Consider the following 25,600-nt stretch of genomic DNA (forward strand, 5'->3'; position numbering starts at 1 on the left):
AATATCATGTTCAATAAATATATATACACCTCCGTTATAATCACCTTTTTTATGCTCATTGTCAGCTGCAATCAGCAGGCAGTGGAAGAAGAAGAACATCATGAAGAAAATCATGCTGAAGAAGGCATTTTGCTTTCTGATCCACAAATAAAGCAGGCAGGTATTAGCATTGGCTCCTTTGATTATCAGCCTTTAGGACAATCTATTGCTGCTAATGGCACCATAGAACTCCCTCCTAATAATCTGGCTAGCATCACGCCTATCATGGATGGATTTGTGGCTTCTATTCGATTTTTAGAAGGTGCAGAAGTAAAGAAGGGGCAGGCCTTGGTAACGCTTAAAAACCCCGATTATATTACCCTACAGCAGGAATACATTCAGGCGGTTAATAACTTCAATGTATTAGAAAAAGAACTGGAGCGGCAGCGCACTCTTACTCAGGCAGAGGTAGGAGCTCAGAAAAAGCTGCAACAGACAGAAGCAGATTTCAACAATGCCAAAGCCCAAAAATCAGGACTTTCCGAGAGATTGAAATATTTAGGCATCAGTCCGGCAAAAGTGGCACAGGGAAATATTCAGAACCTCATTTACCTCACCGCCCCATTTGATGGTACGGTAACTTCTGTAAATGCGCACAACGGTCAGCATGTAAAAGCGGGAGAACCCATTATGGAATTAATTAACCGAGACCATATGCACCTGGAGTTACAGCTTTTCCAGAAGGACATTCATAAAGTAAAAGAAGGGCAAAAAATAATATTTAAAGTACCGGCTTTTGAAAACAACAAGCAGTATGAAGGAGAGGTATCCTTAGTAGGAAAAAACATGAACCCCAAAACCAAGACCATAAGGGTACACGGTCACTTCCATGAAGAGTTTGACCTGATAGCCGGACTCTATGTAGAAGCCAACATATTACAAGACACCAGCAAGGTGAAGGTATTGCCAGATGAAGCCGTCATTCAAAATGATGGGCAGTACTATTACTTTACTGAAAGTGGAAAAGAAAATAGCAAAACACTATTCTCTAAAAATCTTTTCACTCCCGGCACCATTTCCTCATATTTCACTGAAATAAAGGTATTTAACCAAGAGTCTGACACTACTAAAATTGTTAAATCCGGGAGTTTCTATTTAAAATCAGAAATGAATAAAGGTGAAGGTGGCCACCATTAATCAACCAAACGATGGAGGTAATTTTGATGCCTCCATCGTTAACAAAATACCTTAAAATTGTTACGTTCATTAAATCAAGCATTTATGGTTTGTGGCTTCATGCACCACTTAAAGAGCTGAATTTTATTTTAAAAAATCACCCTCAGTTCATCCATAAAAAGCCTGACTTTTCTCATTTTTTTGGCCGTCATCCTGATGTACTTTTCTTCTCCAAACGCAAGCATTAGGGGTCATGAATTATTCCGAATTTACAGTAACTACACAAGAAGTTCCTGGCGAGATTAGTCTCTGCCTCACCATTACAGGCTGCCCTATTCACTGTAAAGGCTGTCATTCTCCATATTTATGGAAACCGGGCAGTGGCCAGCCGCTTACAGATCGGCTGTATCATGAGCTGCTAGAGCGCTACAAAGGCCAGGCTAGCTGTGTACTTTTTATGGGCGGAGAGTGGCATCCTATAGAGTTAGCACATAAGCTGGAACAGGCCAAAAGCATGGGCTACAACACCTGTTTATATACCGGAAAAGATAAACTGGATAGCCAAATCACAAGACAACTCACCTGGGTAAAATACGGTCCCTGGAAAAGCGAAAAAGGCGGACTAGACTCCCCTGATACCAATCAGCGTTTCATTAAAGTGGCTACTAACGAATTACTGAATCACCTATTCATAAAAAAATAAAAATGTTAAGACTTACAGAATCACAGATAAAAAAGAAAATCGACTTCATCGAAAACTACATTAAAGCGGCCAACGCAGCAGATGGCTCCACAGTAGATGCTAATGCCAATGTTACTTCCAAAAACATTGCTACCATGGAAGCTGAGCTGAATAAGGATATTAACATACAGGTCAACAGGCAACTGGTTTCTAATAAAATCGGAGAGCTTTTTGGGCAGGAGCTGGCCAATGAGTACCTGAGGCAAATTGAGAATCATGAGATTTACATTCATGACGAAACTTCTCTTAAGCCTTACTGCGTATCCATCAGCATGTACCCGTTCTTGCTCCACGGCCTTACACAGCTAGGCGGAGAAAGCCAGGCCCCAAAACACCTGGAAAGCTTCTGTGGAGAGTTTGTTAACCTGGTATTTGCTGTAAGCTCTCAGTTTGCTGGTGCTTTAGCCACAGTAGAGTTCTTGCCCTACTTTGATTATTTTGCCCGTAAAGATTATGGAGACAATTATCTGGAAACTGCCACTGATATTGTTGCTAACCACATGCAACATGTAGTATATGCTATAAATCAACCTGCTGCTGCACGAGGCTACCAATCTGTATTCTGGAATATATCAGTGTATGACCAACCCTATTTTGAAAGCATTTTTGCTGATTTCGTATTCCCTGATGAGAACATGACCAGACCCAACTGGGAAAGCGTGAAAAGACTGCAGCAATTTTTCTTAAGCTGGTTTAACCAGGAAAGATCAAGAGCCATACTCACCTTCCCGGTAGTAACGGCGGCCATGCTCATTAAAGACAATAAACCGGTAGATAATGAGTTTGCCGATATGTGCGCCAAAGAGCTTAGCGAAGGAAATGCCTTTTTCATTTATCAATCAGAAAACGCTGATAGCCTTGCCTCTTGCTGCAGGTTAAGAAATGAGATCAGTGAAAATACTTTTAGCTACTCATTAGGCGCCGGCGGGGTTTCTACGGGTTCTATTAATGTGATTACCTTAAACATGAACCGGTTGATTCAGCTGGGAAAATCTGTAGAAGAAGAGATCCATAAAATTCATAAATACCAGGTAGCTTACCGCAAGCTGATGGAAACTTATCTGGAAGCCGGCATGCTACCCGCGTATACGGCAGGGCTCATCTCGCTAGACAAACAGTTTCTCACCACCGGTATTAATGGTATGGTAGAAGCCGCGGAGAGCTGTGGAATAGAACCTGGCAACAATGATGAATATAAGGCCTTTGTTAAAGACATCCTTAAAACCATTTATGATGCTAATAAGGAAGCTAAAAAGACTTTCGGTTATATGTTTAATACAGAATTTGTACCGGCAGAAAATCTGGGAGTTAAAAATGCCAAATGGGATAAGCAAGATGGTCTTTCTGTAAATCGGGAGTGCTATAATTCTTATTTCTACCGGGTAGAAGATGAATCTATAAACTTGCTGGATAAACTAATGCTTCATGGTAAAGAGTTGGTGACTTACCTGGATGGAGGTTCTGCCTTACACATTAATCTGGAGCAAGCTCCTAATAAAGAAGCTTTCAGAAAATTAATAGATGCCGCTGCCCTTGCAGGGTGTAACTACTTCTGTTTCAATATTAAAATAACCATTTGCAACACCTGTAACCATATAGATAAGCGAACCCTTACTGCGTGTAACAGCTGTGGCTCACATGACATTGACTATGGCACCCGGGTAATTGGTTATCTCAAAAGAGTTTCATGCTATAGTAGCGATCGCCAAAAAGAACATAACATGAGGCACTATCACAGACAAAAAAGTACTGTAAACAAAGCTGAGCCGGTTGAAGCTCAAGCTGTTTAAACAAGAAACTGCTGTTTTAGCACCATTCTTTATTGTTGATTATCGGGAAAGTAGGACGACTTAGTCTTGCTTTCCCTTTTTTTATTCTTTTACTAAGGTCTTAATCAACTCCACCATACTTTCATTTCCTTGTTGTGCTGCCAGGTCTATAGGGCGCATGCCTCTGACATCCTGATCATATAAACTGGCGCCATGAGCTACCAACTTTTTCACAATACTTTCATGACCAAACATAGCAGCAAAGCCTAGTGCAGTACCTCCATTACCATTTCTTACGTCTACATCTGCGCCTCGCTCTAAGAGCAGATCAACTATTGGCTCAAAGCCTTTAAAACAAATACCCATAAGAGCAGTGTTACCTGAAGCATCCTGATGGTTAATATCTGCTCCATGATCTAACAACAGCTCCGTCAATTTAGCATTACCATGATACGTGGCCAATATGAGAGGACTGTAGCCTTTAGCATCATTAGCGTTTACCGATTCACCACTTTCTAATAGACTTAAAGTAGTATCATAATCCTGATTTCTGACGGCATTAAATAAAGGTGACGGTTTAGATTGGGTAGTTTGCATAGCTCTTTAATGTTATTTTTAGAGGATAACACCAGCTCTTGTAAACTGTTTGATTAGTATTCCCTATACAGTATTTATAATAACTATAAGTTTTCTAATATCAAATCAATAACATTAGGATAGTTGATATGTTATCCCTGATAACTAACCAAACTAAACCTCTAATGGACGATAAAAGCAAACAACTAAAAAATCACACTAAAGACAGCGGTGAAAAGCTGACCACCAACCAGGGAGTAAGCATTAACGATAATCAGAACACAGCCTCCGCCGGAGAAAGAGGCCCTTCCCTACTCGAAGACTTTATTATGCGCGAAAAGATCACTCATTTTGATCATGAACGCGTACCCGAAAGGATAGTACACGCCAGAGGTTCCGGTGCACATGGTTATTTTGAAGCTTATGACAACTGTGAAGATATTACCAAAGCTGATTTCCTTAAAAAAGGCAAGAAAACACCTGTATTTGTAAGGTTTTCTACCGTAGCTGGTTTCAGAGGCTCGGCTGATACCGCCAGAGACGTGCGCGGCTTCGCTATTAAATTTTATACCGAAGAAGGAATTTTTGATATGGTAGGAAACAATATCCCTGTGTTCTTTATACAGGATGCCATTAAGTTTCCTGACCTTATCCACGCCGTGAAGCCTGAACCTCATAATGAGGTGCCGCAGGCAGCATCAGCCCATGATAACTTCTACGACTTTATATCGCTAACGCCAGAAGCCATGCACATGATGATGTGGGTGATGTCTGACCGAGCCATACCCAGAAGTTTTGCCATGATGGAAGGCTTCGGTATACATACTTTTAGATTTATCAATAAAGCAGGCGAATCTCACTTGGTGAAATTTCATTTGAAGCCAAAACTGGGAGTTCATGGTCTGGTATGGGATGAGGCGCAAAAGCTGATGGGTAACGACCCTGATTTCCATAGAAAAGACCTGTGGGAAGCCATAGAAGATGGGCATTTCCCTGAATGGGAATTTGGAGTGCAAGCCATAAAAGAAGGCGAAGAAGATAAACTCAGCTTCGATGTGTTGGATGCTACTAAAATATGGCCAGAAGAAGAAGTGCCTGTGCGAATGCTGGGTAAAATGGTATTAGACCGAAACCCTGATAACTTCTTTGCAGAGACAGAGCAAGCAGCTTTCCACCCCGGACATGTGGTGCCAGGTATTGACTTTACCAATGATCCTTTATTACAAGGTCGATTATTTTCTTATACGGATACTCAATTGATCAGACTAGGTGGACCTAACTTCGCTGAGATCCCGATTAACAGACCGATTAATCCTACGCATAACTACCAAAGAGATGGCTATATGCGCCAGACCATTAATAAAGGTAGAGTGAACTATGAGCCTAACTCACTGGCTGATGGAAAACCTGCTGAAGTACCTGAAGATAAAGGCGGTTATGTAAGCTATCCGGAACCTATGAGCAGCGTAAAAGTGCGAAAAAGACCAGAAAGCTTTAAAGATCATTATACTCAGGCTCGCTTGTTTGTTAACAGCATGACGCCGCCAGAGAAACAGCACATCATTGATGCATTGAGCTTTGAATTAGGTAAAGTAGAGCATAAGCATATCCATGAGAAGATGGTAGATCATTTCAACCATATAGATCATGATATGGCCGTGGCTATAGCCGATAATATTGGTGTGACACCGCCTACAACCAGTGCTGCTAATGAAGATTACACCAAAACTTCTGACGCACTAAGCATGGAAAAAGGCCAAAAAGATACCATTGAAGCCCGAAAAGTAGCCATACTAGTGGCCGACGGTTTTGACGGCGCTGCAGTAGAATCACTGACCAAATTCCTCAAAGGAGAAGGCGCTAAAGCGGAAATTATAGCCAAAAAACTAGGTATGGTAAAAGCTGCCGATGGCTCCACAATGGAGGTAGACAAAAGCTTACCTACCGTAGATGCTGTTTTATACGACTCCGTGTACTTACCAGGAGGCAGTGAAAGCGTAAACATGCTAAAAGAACAAGGTCCTATATTGTACTTTGTGAATCAGATGTTTAAGCACTGCAAAGGAATAGCCGCCACCGGTGAGGCTATTGAAATTTTAAAAGCCTCAGACATTAAAGATGTTGACTATAGCACTACAGACTTAAAAGAAGATCAAGGCATAGTAACCGCCGGCAGTGCCAGCGATGATTTCTTCAAAGCCTATAAAAATGTGATTAAAAAGAGACACTGGAGCAGAGAAGAAAAGAAAGGAATGATCCCGGCATAAGGGTTATTGCAAAGCTACCTTTACAGGTAGTCTTAAAAGTATAAAATTGAATTGGAAGCCATCGTAAGGCCTATGAGAGTAGAGTTTGCGGTGGCTTTTTTTTGTGCCTTCAATCACTTTTAACATATAAATTAAATTATTTATATTGAAACTCGATTGCGATTGCAATCTTCTAGGGCATTTGTAATGCCCTTAGCAAGCCATTTTAAATAGATTCTTTGATTTAGTAAAGAGGCATTACAAATACCTAAAAATGAGACTATTAGATATCATTATTTTACCCGGACTTATTAGCTGTCAGCAGCAAGCATATCTACTAATAAAACGTGAATAAGCACCATCTCTTACCAATCATATTTGGATCATTATTGGTTCTGATGATCCTATTTGAAAAGTTGCTTTGGCGGACTTTTTGGATAATGCAGCCTGTACCAATTCTAATTGTAGCTGTGGGCTGTTTTTTTATTTTATTAAATTCTTTGATCTACAAAAAAAGAAAAAATGCTATAATCATCTTAGCATCAGGCTTAATTGCAGTATTGATTTACCTTCCGAGAACTGAGCTACTAAAAAGTAAACCTGTTATTAAGGCATCCTTAATTGACGATTTAAGCGCTTTGAGATTGACTCTTAGAGAAAACCATTCTTTTGAACTTGTTCCTGAAACTTGGATGGGAACATTTGAAGAGTTTACAGGTAAATATCAAATAGATGGAAAAAGGATTATTTTCCTGGATCAGCCATATGACAATGATTTTATACCTGATACAGTATACATTTACAAAGAAAAAATACTTCTGAACAATAATTTAAATGAACCAGACACCTCATTCTCAAATTTTTTTGATATTCAATTAAACCTGTTGGAAAAACCGGATAACAAATAACATTATTTAAGCTCGATTTCTCGGCTCGGTCGCAATTATATTGCGATCGCAACCTTCAGGGCATTTGCAATGCCCCTATCATGCCGTTTTAAATATGTTCTTAATTGTTGTAGCGGCATTACAAATGCCAAAAAGATGAGGCCGCAATATAATTGCGGCCAAGCCTAAATTACGGCCAAGCTTAAAGCTGTAAGTAGGGATCAGTACGCTGGCTTTTCTAGACTCTTTTTACTAATTTATTTGTATGGGCAGTCGCTACAAAATTAGGGATCAGGAAGGATTGTATTTTGTCACATTTACAGTGATAGGGTGGGTTGATTTATTCATTCGGAATACTTATCGCGATTGTATTATGGAGTCTTTAGAATACTGTAGACAGTCAAAGGGCTTGAATATACATGCCTTTGTTATTATGACCAGCCACGTGCACTTAATATTAAGTTCCAGGGAAAGCCATAACTTGGTGGATACCATACGTGATTTTAAAAAATTTACCTCAAAGAGATTGATTAATCTGATAAAGTCAGAGCTTGAAAGTAGACGAGAATGGATGCTTAACAAACTTGAGTATGAAGCAAAGCGCACTGAAAGAGGACGTGATTACATACTTTGGAGAGAAGGTTATCATGCCAAGCAGATTGAAACTAATAAATTTTTGGATCAGAAATTAAATTACATACACAAAAATCCTGTCGTTGCTGGTTTCGTAAGCAGGGAAGAAGATTTTTTATACAGTAGCGCTAGAAATTATTGCGGTGAAATTGGAGTAATAGAGGTGGACTTACTTTGATAGAGCGACATTACAAATACCTAAAAGATGAGGTCGCAATTATATTGCGACCAAGCTGGGCTAACATTCCCCTTATTCTCTAATAAACGGGGCAACATGTAAAGATTTTAGTTTGTATGAGTATTTAGGTATTGTATTGCGGCCTGTAAGATTTCATCTTCTCCTTTTCTAACTCCTTCTAAAGTGGCAGGTACATAAATATCTGGTGGTATAGTAATTCCTTTGTAATCAGCGCCGTAGCGAGGCAATACCTTGATGCCTGTATAGCCAAGAGTATATTTGGATACCTTGAAAAATATAATATCTCCATTAGTTCCTGCAGAATTAGTGCCTATCACCTTACCTATATCGTAGCTTTTTATAATCTCCAAAAGACTTTCTCCATAACTAAAAGTATTATGGTTGGCAAGAAATACTTTAGGAACATTCAGGTATGGAAGTTTTGGTGTAATCTTCCATGATGTTATTGTGTCATAATCAATCCTTTTTAAATATGGAGAAGTAAATATCGGCTGCAGCCATAAACCTGATTTTACTGGATTATTGATTAGGTGGAGACTGTCAATTCATCTCTGTCTAAACTTTGGATATAAAGAAATAATGTTTAGACTAAAGAGCAATGAACAAACAAGAGAAAGAAGAATTAAAGGAAAAAGCACTTAAACAATTTTTAAAAGGAGAATCTCTATTTGGTAAGGATGGGGCTTTCAGCCCCATGTTGAAGGAGTTCTTAGAAGAAGCTCTGGAAGCAGAAATGGAGGATCACCTATCCAGTGAAGAAAAAGGACGCTCTCATGGCAATAAGCGCAATGGCAAAGGCCAGAAAACAGTTAAGAGTAGTTTAGGAGACGTTGAGATAAATACTCCTCAAGATCGTCATAGCAGCTTTGAGCCAAGAATAGTAGAGAAACGCCAGCGTATACTGGCAGACAATCTTGAGAAGCAAATAATAGCCATGTATGGGCTAGGTAATAGTTTGAGAGATATTCAAGAGCACATCAAGGAGATGTATGACACAAATATATCAACAGAGGTGTTAAGTGATATCACAGACCGAGTGATCCCTAAAGTAAAGGAGTGGCAAAATAGGCCATTAGAATCGGTCTATTGTATTGTTTGGCTAGATGCCATGCATTTCAAGGTGCGAGATGAAGGTAAGGTGAAGCATAAAGCCCTTTATAATATCTTAGGGATCAATAAGCAGGGCAACAAGGAGATATTGGGCATGTACCTATCAGAAAGCGAAGGAGCTAATTTTTGGCTTCAGATACTTACTGAGCTACAAAATAGAGGCTTGAAAGATATTTTGATAGCCTGCACTGATAACTTGAAAGGTTTTAGTGAAGCGATACACTCCATCTACCCACAAACAGATGTTCAACTTTGTGTAGTTCATCAGATTCGAAATAGCTTGAAATATGTAGCCAGTAAAGAACAGAAAGTGTTTATACAAGATCTTAAATTAGTTTATCAAGCAGACACAAAAGATCAGGCAGAGACTGCTTTATTAGAACTGGAAGAAAAATGGGGAAAGAAATATCCTGTGGTGATACGATCTTGGAATGATAACTGGGAACTACTTAGCACTTATTTCGATTACAGTAAACCCATAAGAAAGTTAATATACACTACAAATCCAGTGGAGGGCTTTCATAGACAAGTAAGAAAAGTTACCAAGAGTAAGGGAGCATTTACCAGTGATATGGCCTTGATGAAATTAGTTTACTTAGTTTGCAGACGTATTGAGAAAAAATGGACTTCACCTTTGCGGAATTGGGGTTTGACGGTGCAGCAATTAGCCATTAGATTTGAGGGAAGATTGGAACTGGAACTAAAAACCAGTCAAACCAAAAAATAAAAAATTCCCTCCCAGGGGCTAGCCCCTGGGAGGGAAGCAGACAGAGATGAGCTAACACTCCCATTAGGTGTGGTAAAATTTTGGCATCTGTCATATAAGCAGGATATTTTCTTAAGTCAAATATTATACCTTGAGATGATTCTAGCTTTTCAAGACTATGCTTGAATTCTTTCCATTTTAATTGATGTAAATCAACATAATAGTAATTACCATATTTAATAATTTTATCAGTTTTCTTCAATGGAACACTTAATGTGAGGTCCAGCTTTACTAGCTTGTGATTATTTTGAGGATCAATTATTTCCAGAATTGCCGATTCTTCAGAAGACTGTTCTTTTATATATGAAAGAAGCTTTGATGCCACTTTATCGTTTTTACTAAATTCAGTTGTTGAAGACGTTACTGATGCTAACTTACTTATCCAAGTATTTACTGGTACATGATTTATGGATGCAATTACATCTCCACGATGAATATTTTCAACAACACTGGAGTCAATGGATTTAACAATTAATTGATTTTCTATATAATCAAGTCCTACCGGTTCGATTCGTGGATTGAAAGATATACTTATGGACTTTGATGAATTTATGAAAGCATGAGAGTCATTAAGGTTGGCAATAATCTCCGAAAGAATGTTTTCTGTCGATTCTTGATGTTTACTAAGCTTATATAATGCATTATAGAGCACTTCATCCCAGTTATTCTCAATTCTTTCCTGGTAGGGATAAAAGTGAACTAAAATATTCCAGACACTGATCACTGTTGCGATATTTTGAATGTCGGAAGAAGCATTAAAGTTATTATAAGTTTTAGCTATATCTTCCTTTATTAAACTTAAATCAGATATTACATAAGAATTAAACATGCATTGAATATGTTCATTTAGTTCAATGAAAGAATAGTTCAAATCATATTCATTCTTTGTTATAAGTTTTGAGCAAATTTCACTCTTATTAGACCTGGTCATTAAGCGTGTTAATAGCGGTAGTCCTTTTCTATGGAAACCTAGTCCGTTGTGTCTCCAGAATAATACCTTAACGGAGTCAGCTTGTAATTCAGAAGATTGAGGCGGAGAATAATTATTGAAATAAATTTTTAGTGACGGAGATGTCGATTTAAAAATATTTTTAAGCGCTATAACCAGCAGAGAGTCGTTAGGTATATCCTGAACTTCTGATAATCCAGCTTCGAGAAACTTATTCCAATTCAGGTCATGAGATTGAGGAGATGGGTGAAAATACCTGATAAAGCCATATAACTTTCCAAATACGATTGAATTAGTAATTTGCCTTTGGGTAATATTTGAAAAATCGTCAGACGAAATATCCGACATAGAAAATGATTTGAAGTAAATAAAAATTAAAACAAATACTACCTTAAATTTCATGCTTTATTGTTAAAAGATTAATTATTGTATGAGCAAGTCTTATGAATGGGTTGCTAATAAATTAACTCAATTTTATTGTGCGCATAAGCAAATCCTAGTTCTAGCGATGTAGGAGTAGAGCTTTGATTACAGTCTGCCTGGAGCTTCTACTCCCCCATTAATAGTTCACATTTCACTATTGTCAAGTTTAATGATCGCCTGCCTCTTATCGAATTTTACCCTTTCATCTTGTGTTAATTTTTGATCGGCATATCCTCATGATATATACTTTAATTTATATCAATTTTATTTGGTTGATATATTGCTAATATATGTCATATTATTTTTATTGCAATAATAATCTAATTTTAGATTTGAGGATTATTATATATATTAAACTAGATTTTATCCGTTAAAATTTATTTCTTCCGTTAACATGCGGTTTTGCTTTGAGGGCATAATTATTAGATGATTATAAAACATTGTTAAAATCTTTAATTTCCACCGTTGAATGTCTAAACACGATCGCAATTCTAATACTGCTGTCAATGATATCGTGTGATAGTGATGATACAATTTCAACCACATGCGAACTAAATACCTTAATAAATTCCAATGAATATGAGAATGCACCATCGAATGATGTTACCATAAATAACTTGGAGATTTCTGGAGACTGCCTAACTATTACTTTTAGCGCAAGTGGATGTGATGGAGAATCATGGGAATACAAACTGATTGACTCTGAGACGATCGACTTTTTGGTTACAGCTGATGAACCATCGACGGGTAGACGGGCCCTAAGAACTTTAAGACTCTCATTAAAAGATGATGAGTATCGTGAGGCACTAATAACTAAGACAATAAGTTTTGATATTTCTAACCTTAAAGTTGAAGGAGAGAATTCAGTAGAATTAAATATTGCAAATGGCGTCTCCTCTGTCATGTATGAGTACTAAAACTATACAACATATAAACCACGATAATGAAAAAAATAATTGTAGTAATTTTTATCATTTTATTTCATTCAGCAAAAGCTCAAGTTGAAAATGATATTTCAATTTTTCACAGAATATTAATACTTAATTCAAAAAATGAATTAATGGTTGTTAAAATCGAGAATACTGACTTTTGGGTTACACCAGGGCTTTATCAAACCAAAGAACAGACAATTAAAAATGGATTGGACAGTCTTTCATCAACCTATGGATTTGATATAAAAGAACTTAAACTAAAAGGAACATTTATTCTAAAAAGAGAATTGAATGGAAAGCATTCGACATCATTGCGACATGTTTATACTGCAAAAATCAAAGATGGAGTAGAAAAAAGACCAAACGAAATAGAGGAAATCAAATGGTTATCTACTAATAAAGCAATCGAAAAAATTACTTTCCCTCACATCAACGAAATGATTAAGCAAATAATGGCAAAACCTGATGAAATTTGGGGAGGGACTTTGCTTCAGTTCAAAGAAGGTAATAAATGGAAAACAAAAATATTGGAAGAATTTTATACTCTTTGAATCGAAAAAAACAGGTTACACATTCCAGTACTCGATCGCAATTTTATTGCGATTACAACCTTCAGGGCATTTGTAATACTCTCCAATCGTGCACTTCAAAAAAGTATTCATAATAAATATTGAAAACCAGATTAATAATTGTGCTTTTAACCATTGCAGGCCTCTTTTCCTGTAAGCAAAAAAGTGATTCAGAAAAAAAGAAGGCTACTATACAACCAGAGCCTGTATATTCCACCAAAAACAACAACGAAAAACCGCCAATAGACTCGGTGTTAGAAAGGTTTACTTACACAGATACAACATATTCTTTTTCTCAAGAAGAAAGAATAATTATTCAGAACAGTTTACCTAAAGGAGGGATGATTGCACCTGGTGGAGCACAGTATTTTGATACTTCAGGAAAAAAATATGTCTTTGCTGTATTTTGGACACGCATAATCAATGAATCCTCAACTCCAATAGAACTTAACATTCATATTCCTGCTGATTCATTCGCCATTTTCAATCCACCAAATTCCTATTTGAAATTGTTTTTACCACCTGATAAATTAACCTATGACAAGCTATCATCCTTTAACTACGGCCTCACTAATATAAAATCATTTTTGGATATCAATTTAAATAAAGCTACCAACTTAAGAAAAACGATTGCTCCTAATAATGAGTATATTTTCTATGTGGCAACGCTCTCTTATGAGGCAACGGGAACCCCAAGAGCCGCTCTTTTTATGCAAAAGGAAGCTCTTTATTACAGAATGAGTTTATCACCAAATGGTGCTGGCACTATTCCTTTGGGGAAAATTACATTTACAAAGAAGGCTAACAGTAACGAATAAAGGCAGGAGCACTCAAGTCGCTTCTCAGGGTTAGGCAAAGTCGGCTTGGTACTATAAAACTCAATGAATCTCAGGTTGAATTTTCAAATCTTAACTTCCTCCACAACCACCACAGCCTCCACCTCCACCGCAGCCTGAACTACATGAGCTTCCGCAACCTGAGCCACAGTTAGAGCCACAAGAACTGCCTATATCAGATCCACAGCTACTTTCTTCACGGCTCCTTCCTCCGCTAAACCATGATGTGCTTCTGGGATTGAGGTAATCAGTTTGCTCAACTAACGGTACTAAAGCGCTAGAAATAACTGCTGCACCTAAAAAACAGTATTCCCATTCCGGGTCGCCCGTGTGTTGACGCAAAACTTCCTCTTTATCATACAAGCTTGGCACCTGTTTGAGCACCAGCTGCTGCATTTTATTAAACACATTAAAACAAAGTATTATAAATGCTAATAATAGTAAAACCAGAAAAAGCACAGGCTTGCCATCTCCCATACCGTTTATTAACCGCCCTATACCAAACAACATCAACATAGTGATAGCTACACAATTAATAGTGACAAGCCTGCCATAATCTTTAGACTGGTTGAAGAAATTTCTAAATTTCATCAGCACATAGGGTATGTTTACAATGGAAGGCTTGGAGTACAACAAGGTGGACAACCTGTAATAAGAGGTAGTTTCTTCGTTTTCTATAATCTGCAGTGCTGCAAATTCCTGTGCATCTACAGATTTATTACTTTTCTTTACTCTCAGCCGATCTCCATCTACCACTTCAATCACTTCTCTCCGCATCAGCTTATTGATATAGCTATCGATCACTTTTTCTAACCGCCCAGAGTTAACAAATATAAGTTCTGCTGCCGTTAAATTTCTTATAAAGGAATTAGTCTCTCCTCTTTCCAACATAGCCCTAACCCTATGCTTATTAAACATATGAAGGGTTATGATCAAGAAAACAGCCGCACCCACAAACCCCATCAGAAACAAAGGGTTATTGATACCCAAATATACTGGCCTGAGTGCTGCAGCTGTTGGTATCATCATAGCAACTATAAAAAGTACCATTATGTATAATCTGGTATTCGGTCGCATATTGGCCTCTTTTAGGCCCATTGGAGCATACATATCCGGGTATTTCCAAATTACTGCTGGTGGCTCGCCAAAGGTTTCTTTATACAGTTTAAAAGTCTGATTACGAGCTGAAACAAACTTTTCCTTCTCTTTCTTATTATGAGTAGAGGGAATATGTTTAATGTTAGTGCCAATCACTTCACAAAACTGCTCATAGGAGTCGGAAAAAATAAGATGCTGATGCCATACCACATCCACAATTTCAGAAGGAGACACCATGGTGCCGGCAGTACCGGCCAGGTACATAAACTTTTTGTATTCTAAAATGGCCTGCTGGGTGAAATTTTGCGTCCACGCATTTTCTTTAGCCAGTCGGGTAGAGAAACCATATTCACTTAAAGGTGCGTCTAAATCAAAGCTTAAAATCTTATTCCAGAGCGTTTTATCCATAGGCCAACTGCCATTTTTATCTTAATTTAATCTTAAATCTATAAAAATAAGCCTTAAAATGACAGGGAATTTTTCCTAAGCAAAACATATATCATCAGTATTAGGGCTTGAGATTCTTTACTGTAATCTCAATGCAATGGTCTCTAATGTATTTATAAAACTCCGCAAAGCCTCCTTTTGGGGTAGCAGACTCTTCCACAATCATAAAAACCTCATCGCCCGCTTCCTCTTCAGGAGCCTCCTCTACTATAATGCCTTCTATCACTTCATCTTCCGTTATCTCTACATCCAGATCTATATTAATTTCTTCTTCACTTTCCTCCTCATTGGGCACTTCAAAGATTTCTGGCTGCTTAATTTGTGATGGCGGAGGAGGTGACTACTGTGTAGATAGTATCTCCAGAAGGTCTTCAAAGTCATCTGAAACCTCCCCTAGCGCTATCATTTCACCTGTATATGCACTTGTCTTACAAGACTAAACTTATCTAGTGCTGCTTGGATGTTTGGAGTAGAGAAGATGAGCATTTCTAAATTATGATATTGATCAAGATCAGCGATAAAGCACTTTTTAACTTCCCATTTAAAGTCTAAAACGGCCTTTTGCAGAACTTGAAAATGATGTTCAAGTTCTGCCGTTGGCTCAAAATTCTTATACCTCAATACCCGCTTACCCAAAATATTTCTACCTGATTGAATCGCAAAGTTCTTATGACTAAGAGACATCATCTGAAACTTACTTCCATCACTAATAATAGGCTTAGTAAGTTTTATCCGGGCAATGATCTGATCATTTTCATAAAGCAAATAGGTATCTATCTTTCCACTTATATGTGGGCTACTTTTAAAGCTTAATGACTGACCTGATAAATTGGCCACTTCCCTAACCTGCTCGTCAATTGCTTTCCAGTTCACAGTATTTCTTTTACTTGAAATTTTAACCTGGCTACCATGGATGTGAGCTTAAACTAAGTAGTAATGTATCCGTTAAATCTGTAATATCAATTACACTCCTCTTGAGAAGCGCGAATATCACCATCAAAAGTCCAGCCTCTCTGAATTAAACCAGTCCTAGCTGCCGCCCCTGTCTCACAATATTTCAAATCAGCTACACCTAAGACGACATCATCTCGCAGGTTCGGATTTGCATACCATCCAATCAAGGTCTGGCTATAATTATCTATAGACATATTTGAACCCTCTAAAAGGAGATCGAGGTCACTTACATTTGGGAAATTCCAGTTTCCCAAATTCTGATTAAATTGAAGTGTAGAGTACAACATTCTATCCATGTAAGTAGCACTACTAACATCCCAATTCCCGATATCCTGATTAAATTTCATCGCTGAAAAAAACATTCCTTTAAAGTTCTCTACGTTTGAAACATCCCATTCTGATATATTTCCATCGAAATTAACGGCGATAGCAAACATTTGAAACATGCTTTTCACACTACTCACATCCCAATTACCGATTTCTTGATTAAAATCATTTGCACGTTCAAACATTCGAGACATATCTTCTACTCTACTTACATCCCAATCACTGATATTCTGATTAAATACTGTACAGCCTTCAAACATACTATGCATATCTGACACATTCCCCACATCCCACTTTTCAATATTGGTAACCTTCAACCTCCAGTTATTCAAGAACATTGAATTCATATTTGTTACTTTATCAAGGTTGGGAATATCCTCAGCACTAAACCCAACATCAGTACCCGCAAATGCTCCGTAAAATGACTCCCATTCATTATCACCCCATTGCAAAATTGACTCTATCCTTTCCTCTCCTACCTCATCAGTCAAATACTTTTTACCCATGAATAAAGCAGGAAATACCCCTAACACCTTTACCTCATAGTAACCCGACTCTATATAAGTATGTGTGGCATCGGAAGTAACACTTTCAGAGATACTTCCATCTCCCCAATCTACACTGTAATTATATTCATACTCTGGGTTAGTATATATCGAAATAGATCTATCATCACCAATCAGCCAACTCATTATAAAAGCTTCCTCCTCATCTAAGAGATTTACCCTAACCTTAATTGATTCTTTCACATTATCTCCAGCTACTACTTCAACTTCAAGATTTATCATATTAGACTCATCATTTTCATAATCAAAGAAATCTGGCTCTAAAACATATAGTTCGCCTGTTACCGAATTAATACCAAGAACACGCCTTGGTTCTTGACTTGTAATTCTATATTGTAATTCCGAATCGGGTTCTACTGAGGCATTGATTGAGCCTACCACTTCATTTAATTCCACATTCTCTACTACATCAATGGTGAGGTCTGAGACACTAATTACTGATGGAACATACTGTTCCGACTCCTCAGAGCACGCCATTATTAACATTATCATGAGAACACCCAAAAGCCTATTTTTCATATAATTCATCATATTTAAATCCTAATCATATTTTGAATTCTATATCACTAATCTTTGTAACCCCATATTAATAAATCACTCTTCCTAAAGTTTAAATTTTGGTTACCGACTCTCATTAATCAACTCTCACTCACCGTATGATCCGTAGTAGTGCTGGTATTTTCGGTAGCCAGTGTACTTACAAACCTCCACTCAGAGTTAGCTTCACTTGGGGTGAAAGAGGCCATTACGTATCCTCTATCTGATGCGTTTAGGTATTGTAAATCCTTAATAAGCAGCTGCAAGCTCTGTTCAAAAGGATCAATAATAGCCGGATCCGTTCCGAATATACCTTCAAAACCTGGTGAAGAAACTGAAGAGGTGGCAAACTCAGCCCCTACTTTATTACCTTGCGCATCAGTTAGGTCCAGATGCCAGGCATTATGCGTATCTCCGGCCACAGAGATTAATTTTTTTCCGGCTGCCGCAGCATATACTATCTCCCTTTCTGCCGGATAGCCATCCCAGGCATCTAAATTATAAGGCAAAACAGTCTCTACCTTGGCAATTTCTTCCGCCGTTAAAGACGGATCATTTTGCAGCATTCGTGATTTTATGGTAACCAACTGCGTAACCAATGTGTTGTAATTGGCATATAACTCTGGCGTAACTCCACTTGCCGTTATTTCGGCGGTAATAAGCAAAAGCTCCACGGGTATGTACACTTTACCCATAAGCACCTGACTGCCCAGCACTTGCCAGGTAGCTCCACTGCCAGCTAACTGACCAGTAAGCCATGAAAGCTGTTCTGCCCCTAATATAGTGCGATCGCTGTCCATCCAATCAGCTAAAAAGGCTTCACTATCTAATCCTGATAAAGTGAAATAATCTGCATAGCTGAGCTGTTTATTCCTACCTATTATTCGGGTATCCAGCATAAGGAGGTTAACAATGCCACCCATATCAAAACTGCGATAGATTTTGGCATTATCGCTCACTCTGGCAGGTAAATACTCTGCCCAGGCTTGTATAGCATTTGATTTGCGCACCTCAAAACTACCCTCATCATCCTGGTGATTCTCGGCTCCATCAGTATAGGCATCATTAGCTATCTCATGGTCATCCCACACACAAATAAAAGGTTTTAATCTATGCGCTTCCTGTAATTGAGGGTCTCTCCTATATTGCCTATATCGGGCTCTGTAATCATCTAGTTCTATAATTTCACCGGTAGGCTCATGCTCCCGACCTAACTGGGTAGTCAGTTCGCTACTTCCGTATCCTCCTGCGGGGTATTCGTAAATGTAATCGCCCAAATGCACTACCACATCAGCTTCCGATTGAGCCACTGCGCCATAAACATTAAACAAGCCGGCCTGAAAGTTAGCACAAGACATTACCGCCAGGTTAATCTGGCTAGCCTCTCCCGCAGCCGGTAGTGTTTTGGTTTCTCCTATAACTGAAGCAGTAGCTGTCATTTCATTTCTAAATCGGTAATAATAACGGGTATTAGAGCTTAAATTACTTACATCTACATAAATGGTGTTATCACTTCCGGCATCTACTTCTACCGTTTCACTGGCCACTACTATCTCAAAATCTGCATCTGTGGCTACATCAAGAATAATGGTAGGTGTGCCTGTTTCATTAGTAGCGGGTGTATAACGAGACCATAACACCACTCTATCCTGAGCAGGATCAAAGCTGGCTACTCCTTCAAAAAATCCGGGATTCCCTTCCGGAGTAAACGGTGGCGTATTATCATCATCGTCATTACAACTGCTGAGCAGTGTGGGCGCCAGGCCTACACCCGCTGCGGCCACTACTGAGTTTCTTAAAAAGCTTCTTCGGCTTAGGTTCTTAAGTATTTTTTTCTTTGTTCATGGTTGATAGCAATTAAGCTTCTAAAATACTCTGCATGCCGAATAGAAGACATTTTTACTGATAATGGATTTATTAATTTTCTTTGAAATATTTAACATTTTAATAAAACATTCCATACTAAATCCACTACTTAACGCTCAACCATTATTACAATAAACACTAAAAGTAATTACTTCCATTCTCACTGAAAACAGTGATTTTCAATAGAATAAGGCCTATAAGCACTTAGAAATACTTTTCGATTGATAATATTGTATTTCTATTAGTTTAAACTCATTCTAAAGCGATGAAACAGGACATCACCCAATCTACAGGTTATATTTTCAATCATACCATTGAAAAAAGCATTAACACCTACCTTATAGAATGGCAAGGCCTCTTTACCAAAGCCATTAATTCATCTGATAGCGAGGACTCTTCTATTTCTATACAAGCCCTGAATGAAGCAATGGAACTGCCCTGTAAGGTGCCATTTTTCAAAAGTTGGGACTGGTTGGTTTCCTGCCTGCCGGCCATGCAGATCTCTAACAACACTTTGAAGTATATCGACAAGGTGCCTTCTCATGGTATTGATGATGAGTACAATCTGTTTATGGGTCATATATATCTGTTTTATCAAATACCAAATGAAGCTTTAGGATATTATAATGCAGTTTCTAAAAACTATAACAGCCCAAGCCTTTCTTTTTACAAGGCCATGGCTCATAAGCTAGCTGAAGAATATGAAGAGGCTATTTCACATTTGACCAAATATATTAAAGAAAGGCCCACACATGCCTACGCTTACTATGAAAGAGGATTATGCAATTATGAACTAAAATACTACTCTCAGGCTGAGTATGATTTATCTACAGCCTCTATGTTTGAGCCCAATTACTTTGAATATCAGTACGGAATAGGACTCATTCTTAATATGCAAGGTGAGTATGATAAAGCCCTAAGTCACATCAATCACTCCATAAATATTGCCAATAGCGCAGAAACGCAAGTACAAAAAGGAGTGGCACTTGGTAATCTCAAAAAGTATGACCAAGCGGTAACAGCCATATCTATGGCATTACACAGTGATCCATCAGTAAAAGGAGCACATTTGGAGAGAGCCAAGCAGTTTATCTCTCTTGGATATTACGAAAAGGCGCTAGCTGATCTTGATGTAGCTATAAACCAAACCAAAAAGAGCAGGATGGATCTTGTCTATTTTCATAGAGGCAGAGCACTAGAGGCGCTGGACAGAAGTGAGTTAGGCTTAGAGGCTTATACCAAATCATTAGAATTAACCTTAAATTCTAACCTAAGGCCTACTATTTTCCAAAACAGGGGCAACTGCTGGCTGTCATTAAAAGATAATGATAAGGCTAAAGCCGATTATAACAGGTCTATTGAGCTGAACCCTGATAATGCAGATGCTTATTACAATCGGGCCCTGGCCAATACAAACCTTAACCTGATAGAAGAGGCTATTGAAGACTTCAGCACGTCATTGAACATGCTGCCAGATGACCCGTTAGCACTACGCCTACGGGCCGAATTAAAAGCTAAAACAGAGGATTTTGAAGGTGCTTATAATGATTTAGAAACGGCTCTTCTCTATGATTCTAATAGTTACCTCATTTATGAAACCCTGGGAGATGTACACGCGCTAAAAAATAACATCCCAGCAGCCATAGAGGCTTTCAACAAAGCAGTAAGCCTGAAGCCCAGAATTGCAAGAATTTATTTTAAAAGAGCACAGCAGAAAGAAAAAGCAAAAAACATTCATGGGTCAATGATGGATTTAACCCAGGCCTTGCAATTAGACAGCACCTATGAAGAAGCTAAGGAGTTAATGCGCTCGATTACCTCAAAAAACCAACAGGCCGCTTCCGTATTTACCCAAAATACAGCTGCTACTAATACCGTAGAGCCGGAGCCAGACAATGATGCCTTTTACTTTAAAAGAGCGTTAACTCACAGCAAAGCCAATAAAACGCTTGAGGCATTAGAAGATCTTAACAAAGCGATAGAGCTCTCTCCTAATAACAGTCGTTATTATACCCAGCGAGGTGTTGAGTGGATGAAACTCAAAGATTACACAAGAGGCATTCAGGACTTTAACAAAGCAAATGAATTGACTGATCGTGATGTTTTAGCCATTTATAACCGTGCTGTTTGCTATTATTACCTCGGTGAATACGAAAATAGCATAGCCGATTATACCACTATCATTGAATCACATACGCCTAATGCTCCTACTTATGCTAACAGAGGTCGGGCTTATGCTGCCATAGGAGAAAATGATAAAGCTGTAGCTGATTTTGAAAAATGTATCGGTTTCAATCCGAAATCGCCATATGGCTATCTGGAGAGAGGTAACTACTACATGAGAACCGGTCAAAATGAAGAGGCGTTGAAGGACCTCAACATGCTCATAAAGCTTCAGCCAACAAATGCCACTTTTTATAATAGCAGAGGTCAGGTTAATGACAAGCTTAATCGCACAAAAGAGGCTATCGCTGACTTTGAAAAAACCAGTAAACTTGATCCTCAAAGCACATATCCCTATATAAATATGGGTAACTTATACAGAAAACTCAACCAACCTACTGAGGCGCTGGCGGCTTATAATAAGGCCATTTCATTAAACCCTAAAGAGCCGCTTACATTCTCTAATATGGGATTGATTTATTATGATATGGCGCTTTACGATGAAGCTATGAAATGCTTTGATAAAGCTATTGCTAATGACCCTGAACATGTGAATGCCTACTATTTTAAGTCATTAGTATATATACAAAACGAAGACACCTATGATGAAGCTTTAGAAGAATTAGAACAAACACTGATTCTGGCCCCTAACCACCAGGATGCCTTAGAGCAAGTAGGTGCCATTATGCTTCATAAAGAAGAATATAAAAAATCCAAAGAAGCTTTAGATCACCTTTTAAACATCAATACACAAAGGGCTCGTGCCTATTTTTTAAGGTCTAAGGTTCACTCGGCACTTCAGCTGCAGGAAGCTTCAATAGAAGACGCTATCAAAGCTCACTCTCTTGATCCTGATAATTTTCCTTTATAAAAAAGTATGAGCGTGGCCTATACTTATTTAAACGGTAAAACATTTTTGCTATAAGATTATAATTTTGTAAGACCACATGGTCTGAATAAAGGTATAATCCAGACTACTTAGTTATTTTTTAATCAATCATACTGAGGATATGAAGCCAGGAGATCAATCGAACCTACCAGTTATTAAATCGCAGCTGCAATCCTATTATCTAAAAGAATGGCATAAGCATTTTTCTAATGCACTCCAATGTGCTGATAATAATGACAGACAGATGGTCGTGAGCCATGTAAATATTGCCATGGAGCTAGGCTGCAGTGCTTCGCTGATCAACAGCTGGCAATGCCTGCAGGCTCATTTACCACTTTCAGTTCAGCAGCTAGAAAAACTTATAGAGCTGGTTCCTTCACCCAAGTCTGACGAAGAAAGACTTTATCTGGCCCATATGCACTTGCTTTCAAATGATTATTTCAATGCACTAGTGCTCTATAAATCATCTGAATACAGCACCTCTTTATCATTTTACAAAGGGTTGGCCTATTTCAATAATGGTTATTATGATAAAGCACGGCAATGCTATAATCAATACCTCGAACATCATCCGCTACAGCCTTTTGCCTACTACGAAAGAGGACTGACTCTTCTGGAGAAAAAGCAACCAAAAGAGGCTATTGATGATTTTCAAACGGCACTAATGATCAATTCATCTCATTATGAATACCATTTTCAATATGCCAAAGCCAAAATAAATTTTGGCACCAATGACAATGCCTTAGATCACCTCACCAGAACTATTAACTTAAATCCTGAGCACTATGAGAGCTACCTTTTAAGGGGCAACCTAAGAGTGCAGACAAAGCTAAACGAACAGGCATTAGAAGATTTTACCCAGGCCATTGAGATTAACCCTGAAAGGGCTGAAGCTTATGCCAAGAGAGGCTCACTTTATAACAATGCTTATAATGATAATACTAAGGCCATTGATGATCTCCGCAAAGCTGTAGAACTAATCACCCCTAACCTGCCTGATGGCATAAAAGAAGAAATCTTCATAAGCCGGGCTAAGGTGAATCAGGACATGAAGTACCACTCTCAGGCTATTAATGATTATAGTAAAGCCCTTGAGTTTTCATCAGGCTCGCATCACCTGTATATCTCCAGAGGCAATTCATTCTTTGCCCTTCAAGAATATAAAAAGGCACTTGCTGACTATAAAAAATCAACGGAATTTTGGAAAAATAGCGCGGTTTCTCATTACAACATAGCTTTAGCCAAAGAAAACCTGGGAGACAAAAAGGGCGCTATTGAAGCTTATACGCTAAGCCTTATTGAAAGGAAAAATGACCTAAGAGCCATTACACAAAGAGCGATTCTCCGTGCTGAAACAGATGATTGGGAAAATGCAAAAAAAGACTTTGACCTGGCCATTATGATCAATCCTAAGCGAGCACAGACCTATAATGATTTAGGAAATGCACTTTCTAACAGAGACGAAAAGGAAGAAGCCATAAAAGCATACACTCACGCGATAGAGCTTGAGCCTGAAGCTTATATTTTCTTTAACCGCGGTCTGTGTAAAGAAGCTTTGAAAGATAGTGAAGGCGCCATTGCTGATGCTAACCTGGCCATACAGCATAATGATCAATATGCCGAAGCCTATAACCTGAAAGCCAACAACCTGGCCATTCAGGGCAAACATGAAATGGCCATCACAGCTTTCACTAAAGCCATAGAGCTTGAGCCTGATAATGCCATGTATTACTGCAACAGGGCACTTTCATATAGTAAAAACATAGACCAGCTAAAGGCGCTTGAAGATTACAACAAAGCCGTAGAATTAGCTCCTGCTTATAACAGAACTTATGTGAACCGAGGTAGCCTATGGGTAGATATGAAAGATTACACCAGAGCTATACAAGATTGTGATAAGGCCATACAAAAAGAACCACTCAATGATATCGCCTTGTTTAACCGAGCCATTTCTCACTTTAATCTGGGTAATTATAGCCAGGCAGCAAAAGACTACACCATGGTGATATCTCTATTACCTTTTGACTATGTAGCCTATCATAACCGCGCTCGTGCTTACGCTAAGCTAAGAGAAAGAGAAAAGGCTTTAATGGACTTTGACAAATGCCTTGAAATCAACCCTGACTATGTAGAAACATACGCTGAAAGGGCAAAATTCTTTGAACAGCTCAGGCTATATGATAAGGCTATGCAAGATTTTAATATGCTGATACAACTCAGGCCTGCCTCCTCCAAGTACTATAACTGGCGGGGCTTGCTGTTTGAACAATTAAATCAGCTAGATGAAGCCATGGAAGATTATAATATTGCAATAGAATTATCTCCTGATATAGCAGACCCATTTATAAACAAAGGCAATATTTACAGAAAAAAAGGAGACCCTATTCAAGCCTTAGACTGTTACAGCGAAGCGATTGAAATCAACCCCAAAGACCCTGTAACCTACTCTAACAAAGGCCTGATTTACTATGACATGGAAATATTTCATGAGGCTCTTGAGAATTTTGATCAGGCCATAGCTCTTAACCCTGAGCTTGCTCATGCTTACTATAGCCGTGCCTTGGTTTACAGCCAACAAAACCAGGAAGACAAGGCATTAGAAGATTTCCAACAGGCTATTGAGCTGGATGCTGGCTACATTGATGCCTATAAAGAAAAAGGCCATTTATATTTCAGGCTTTTGAAGTTTAAAGAAGCAAAGGAGGTAATAAACCAGCTCATCAAGGTGAAACCAAACTTAGCTTATGCTTACCATTTCAGGTCAAAAATCAATAATGCATTGCAGCTGGAAGATGAGGCTATAGAAGATGCTATTAAGGCCTTCTCATTAGACCCCATCAACCATCCGCTCAACTCATAAAGGGGCCAAAAGCCCCCTTAACCTCCTTATTTACAGGGAACTGCTTACCACTGAAAACCGTGATTTTCACGAATCCTTACTTATAATGAGCTTGAAAAAGC

At 38.4% G+C, this 25,600-nt stretch carries 20 protein-coding genes; 12 read left to right on the forward strand and 8 right to left on the reverse strand.

Translation table 11 applies throughout. The annotated features are described in order from the left end of the window. Positions 1 to 6: 6 nt before the first annotated feature. The 3 genes from LVD15_RS01805 to nrdD all read left to right on the forward strand — a co-directional run bounded on the left by LVD15_RS01805 (position 7) and on the right by nrdD (position 3,687). The gene (locus LVD15_RS01805) at positions 7 to 1,176 is read left to right on the forward strand and encodes an efflux RND transporter periplasmic adaptor subunit (protein ID WP_233778582.1); all 1,170 of its coding nucleotides are present in this window, start codon (positions 7 to 9) and stop codon (positions 1,174 to 1,176) included. 232 nt (positions 1,177 to 1,408) lie between these two features. Continuing rightward, the gene (nrdG, locus tag LVD15_RS01810) at positions 1,409 to 1,858 is read left to right on the forward strand and encodes an anaerobic ribonucleoside-triphosphate reductase activating protein (protein WP_233778583.1); all 450 of its coding nucleotides are present in this window, start codon (positions 1,409 to 1,411) and stop codon (positions 1,856 to 1,858) included. 2 nt (positions 1,859 to 1,860) lie between these two features. Next, entirely contained in the window at positions 1,861 to 3,687 is a 1,827-nt protein-coding gene (gene nrdD / locus LVD15_RS01815; protein WP_233778584.1) for an anaerobic ribonucleoside-triphosphate reductase, read from the forward strand. Between the two features lie 81 nt (positions 3,688 to 3,768). Here nrdD and LVD15_RS01820 read toward each other — a convergent pair whose 3' ends face one another. Continuing rightward, positions 3,769 to 4,263 (reverse strand): ankyrin repeat domain-containing protein, encoded by a 495-nt coding sequence (locus LVD15_RS01820; RefSeq protein ID WP_233778585.1) that lies wholly within the window; start codon positions 4,261 to 4,263, stop codon positions 3,769 to 3,771. 164 nt (positions 4,264 to 4,427) lie between these two features. On the opposite strand from LVD15_RS01820, the gene LVD15_RS01825 reads away from it, so the two are divergent. The 3 genes from LVD15_RS01825 to LVD15_RS27240 all read left to right on the forward strand — a co-directional run bounded on the left by LVD15_RS01825 (position 4,428) and on the right by LVD15_RS27240 (position 8,186). After that, the gene (locus LVD15_RS01825; protein WP_233778586.1) at positions 4,428 to 6,509 is read left to right on the forward strand and encodes a catalase; all 2,082 of its coding nucleotides are present in this window, start codon (positions 4,428 to 4,430) and stop codon (positions 6,507 to 6,509) included. A 326-nt stretch (positions 6,510 to 6,835) separates the two neighbouring features. Then, positions 6,836 to 7,396: a hypothetical protein gene (locus LVD15_RS01830; protein WP_233778587.1), complete on the forward strand. Its 561-nt coding sequence runs from the start codon at positions 6,836 to 6,838 to the stop codon at positions 7,394 to 7,396. A gap of 244 nt (positions 7,397 to 7,640) precedes the next feature. Next, positions 7,641 to 8,186, forward strand: a complete 546-nt coding sequence (locus LVD15_RS27240; RefSeq protein WP_370687393.1) for an REP-associated tyrosine transposase — start codon at positions 7,641 to 7,643, stop codon at positions 8,184 to 8,186. A 107-nt stretch (positions 8,187 to 8,293) separates the two neighbouring features. Here the strand turns inward: LVD15_RS27240 and LVD15_RS01845 are convergent, their stop codons facing one another. Then, positions 8,294 to 8,752, reverse strand: coding sequence for a S41 family peptidase (locus LVD15_RS01845; protein WP_306416967.1), 459 nt, complete (start codon positions 8,750 to 8,752; stop codon positions 8,294 to 8,296). Positions 8,753 to 8,805: 53 nt separating this feature from the next. Between LVD15_RS01845 and LVD15_RS01850 the strand changes: the two genes are divergently transcribed. Then, positions 8,806 to 10,044, forward strand: a complete 1,239-nt coding sequence (locus tag LVD15_RS01850; RefSeq protein WP_233775818.1) for an IS256 family transposase — start codon at positions 8,806 to 8,808, stop codon at positions 10,042 to 10,044. Here the strand turns inward: LVD15_RS01850 and LVD15_RS01855 are convergent. Continuing rightward, positions 9,989 to 11,434 (reverse strand): S41 family peptidase, encoded by a 1,446-nt coding sequence (locus LVD15_RS01855; protein ID WP_233778589.1) that lies wholly within the window; start codon positions 11,432 to 11,434, stop codon positions 9,989 to 9,991. The two genes, LVD15_RS01850 and LVD15_RS01855, sit on opposite strands and share 56 nt — an antisense overlap. Positions 11,435 to 11,961: 527 nt before the next feature. On the opposite strand from LVD15_RS01855, the gene LVD15_RS01860 reads away from it, so the two are divergent. The 3 genes from LVD15_RS01860 (at position 11,962) to LVD15_RS01870 (ending at position 13,774) form a co-directional block, all read left to right on the forward strand. Further along, positions 11,962 to 12,372, forward strand: a complete 411-nt coding sequence (locus tag LVD15_RS01860; RefSeq protein WP_233778590.1) for a hypothetical protein — start codon at positions 11,962 to 11,964, stop codon at positions 12,370 to 12,372. Positions 12,373 to 12,398: 26 nt separating this feature from the next. Further along, entirely contained in the window at positions 12,399 to 12,938 is a 540-nt protein-coding gene (locus tag LVD15_RS01865) for an NUDIX hydrolase (protein WP_233778591.1), read from the forward strand. A 119-nt stretch (positions 12,939 to 13,057) separates the two neighbouring features. Beyond that, the gene (locus LVD15_RS01870; RefSeq protein ID WP_233778592.1) at positions 13,058 to 13,774 is read left to right on the forward strand and encodes a hypothetical protein; all 717 of its coding nucleotides are present in this window, start codon (positions 13,058 to 13,060) and stop codon (positions 13,772 to 13,774) included. Between the two features lie 90 nt (positions 13,775 to 13,864). Here LVD15_RS01870 and LVD15_RS01875 read toward each other — a convergent pair whose 3' ends face one another. The 5 genes from LVD15_RS01875 to LVD15_RS01895 all read right to left on the reverse strand — a co-directional run bounded on the left by LVD15_RS01875 (position 13,865) and on the right by LVD15_RS01895 (position 19,505). Further along, entirely contained in the window at positions 13,865 to 15,298 is a 1,434-nt protein-coding gene (locus LVD15_RS01875) for a glycine-rich domain-containing protein (protein WP_233778593.1), read from the reverse strand. Positions 15,299 to 15,398: 100 nt separating this feature from the next. Further along, positions 15,399 to 15,632 (reverse strand): hypothetical protein, encoded by a 234-nt coding sequence (locus tag LVD15_RS01880; protein WP_233778594.1) that lies wholly within the window; start codon positions 15,630 to 15,632, stop codon positions 15,399 to 15,401. Positions 15,633 to 15,739: 107 nt separating this feature from the next. After that, entirely contained in the window at positions 15,740 to 16,210 is a 471-nt protein-coding gene (locus LVD15_RS01885) for a hypothetical protein (protein ID WP_233778595.1), read from the reverse strand. Between the two features lie 86 nt (positions 16,211 to 16,296). Next, positions 16,297 to 17,703 carry a BspA family leucine-rich repeat surface protein gene (locus tag LVD15_RS01890; protein WP_233778596.1) on the reverse strand — a complete coding sequence of 469 codons (1,407 nt, stop codon included), beginning with the start codon at positions 17,701 to 17,703 and terminating at the stop codon, positions 16,297 to 16,299. Positions 17,704 to 17,822: 119 nt separating this feature from the next. Next, the gene (locus LVD15_RS01895) at positions 17,823 to 19,505 is read right to left on the reverse strand and encodes an alkaline phosphatase D family protein (RefSeq protein WP_233778597.1); all 1,683 of its coding nucleotides are present in this window, start codon (positions 19,503 to 19,505) and stop codon (positions 17,823 to 17,825) included. A 347-nt stretch (positions 19,506 to 19,852) separates the two neighbouring features. On the opposite strand from LVD15_RS01895, the gene LVD15_RS01900 reads away from it, so the two are divergent. Continuing rightward, on the forward strand, positions 19,853 to 22,621 hold the full coding sequence (locus tag LVD15_RS01900) for a tetratricopeptide repeat protein (RefSeq protein WP_233778598.1): 2,769 nt from the start codon (positions 19,853 to 19,855) through the stop codon (positions 22,619 to 22,621). Between the two features lie 139 nt (positions 22,622 to 22,760). Next, positions 22,761 to 25,499, forward strand: a complete 2,739-nt coding sequence (locus tag LVD15_RS01905) for a tetratricopeptide repeat protein (RefSeq protein ID WP_233778599.1) — start codon at positions 22,761 to 22,763, stop codon at positions 25,497 to 25,499. The last annotated feature ends 101 nt before the right edge of the window (positions 25,500 to 25,600 follow it).

The sequence above is a fragment of the Fulvivirga maritima genome, assembly GCF_021389955.1.
Taxonomy (GTDB): domain Bacteria; phylum Bacteroidota; class Bacteroidia; order Cytophagales; family Cyclobacteriaceae; genus Fulvivirga; species Fulvivirga maritima.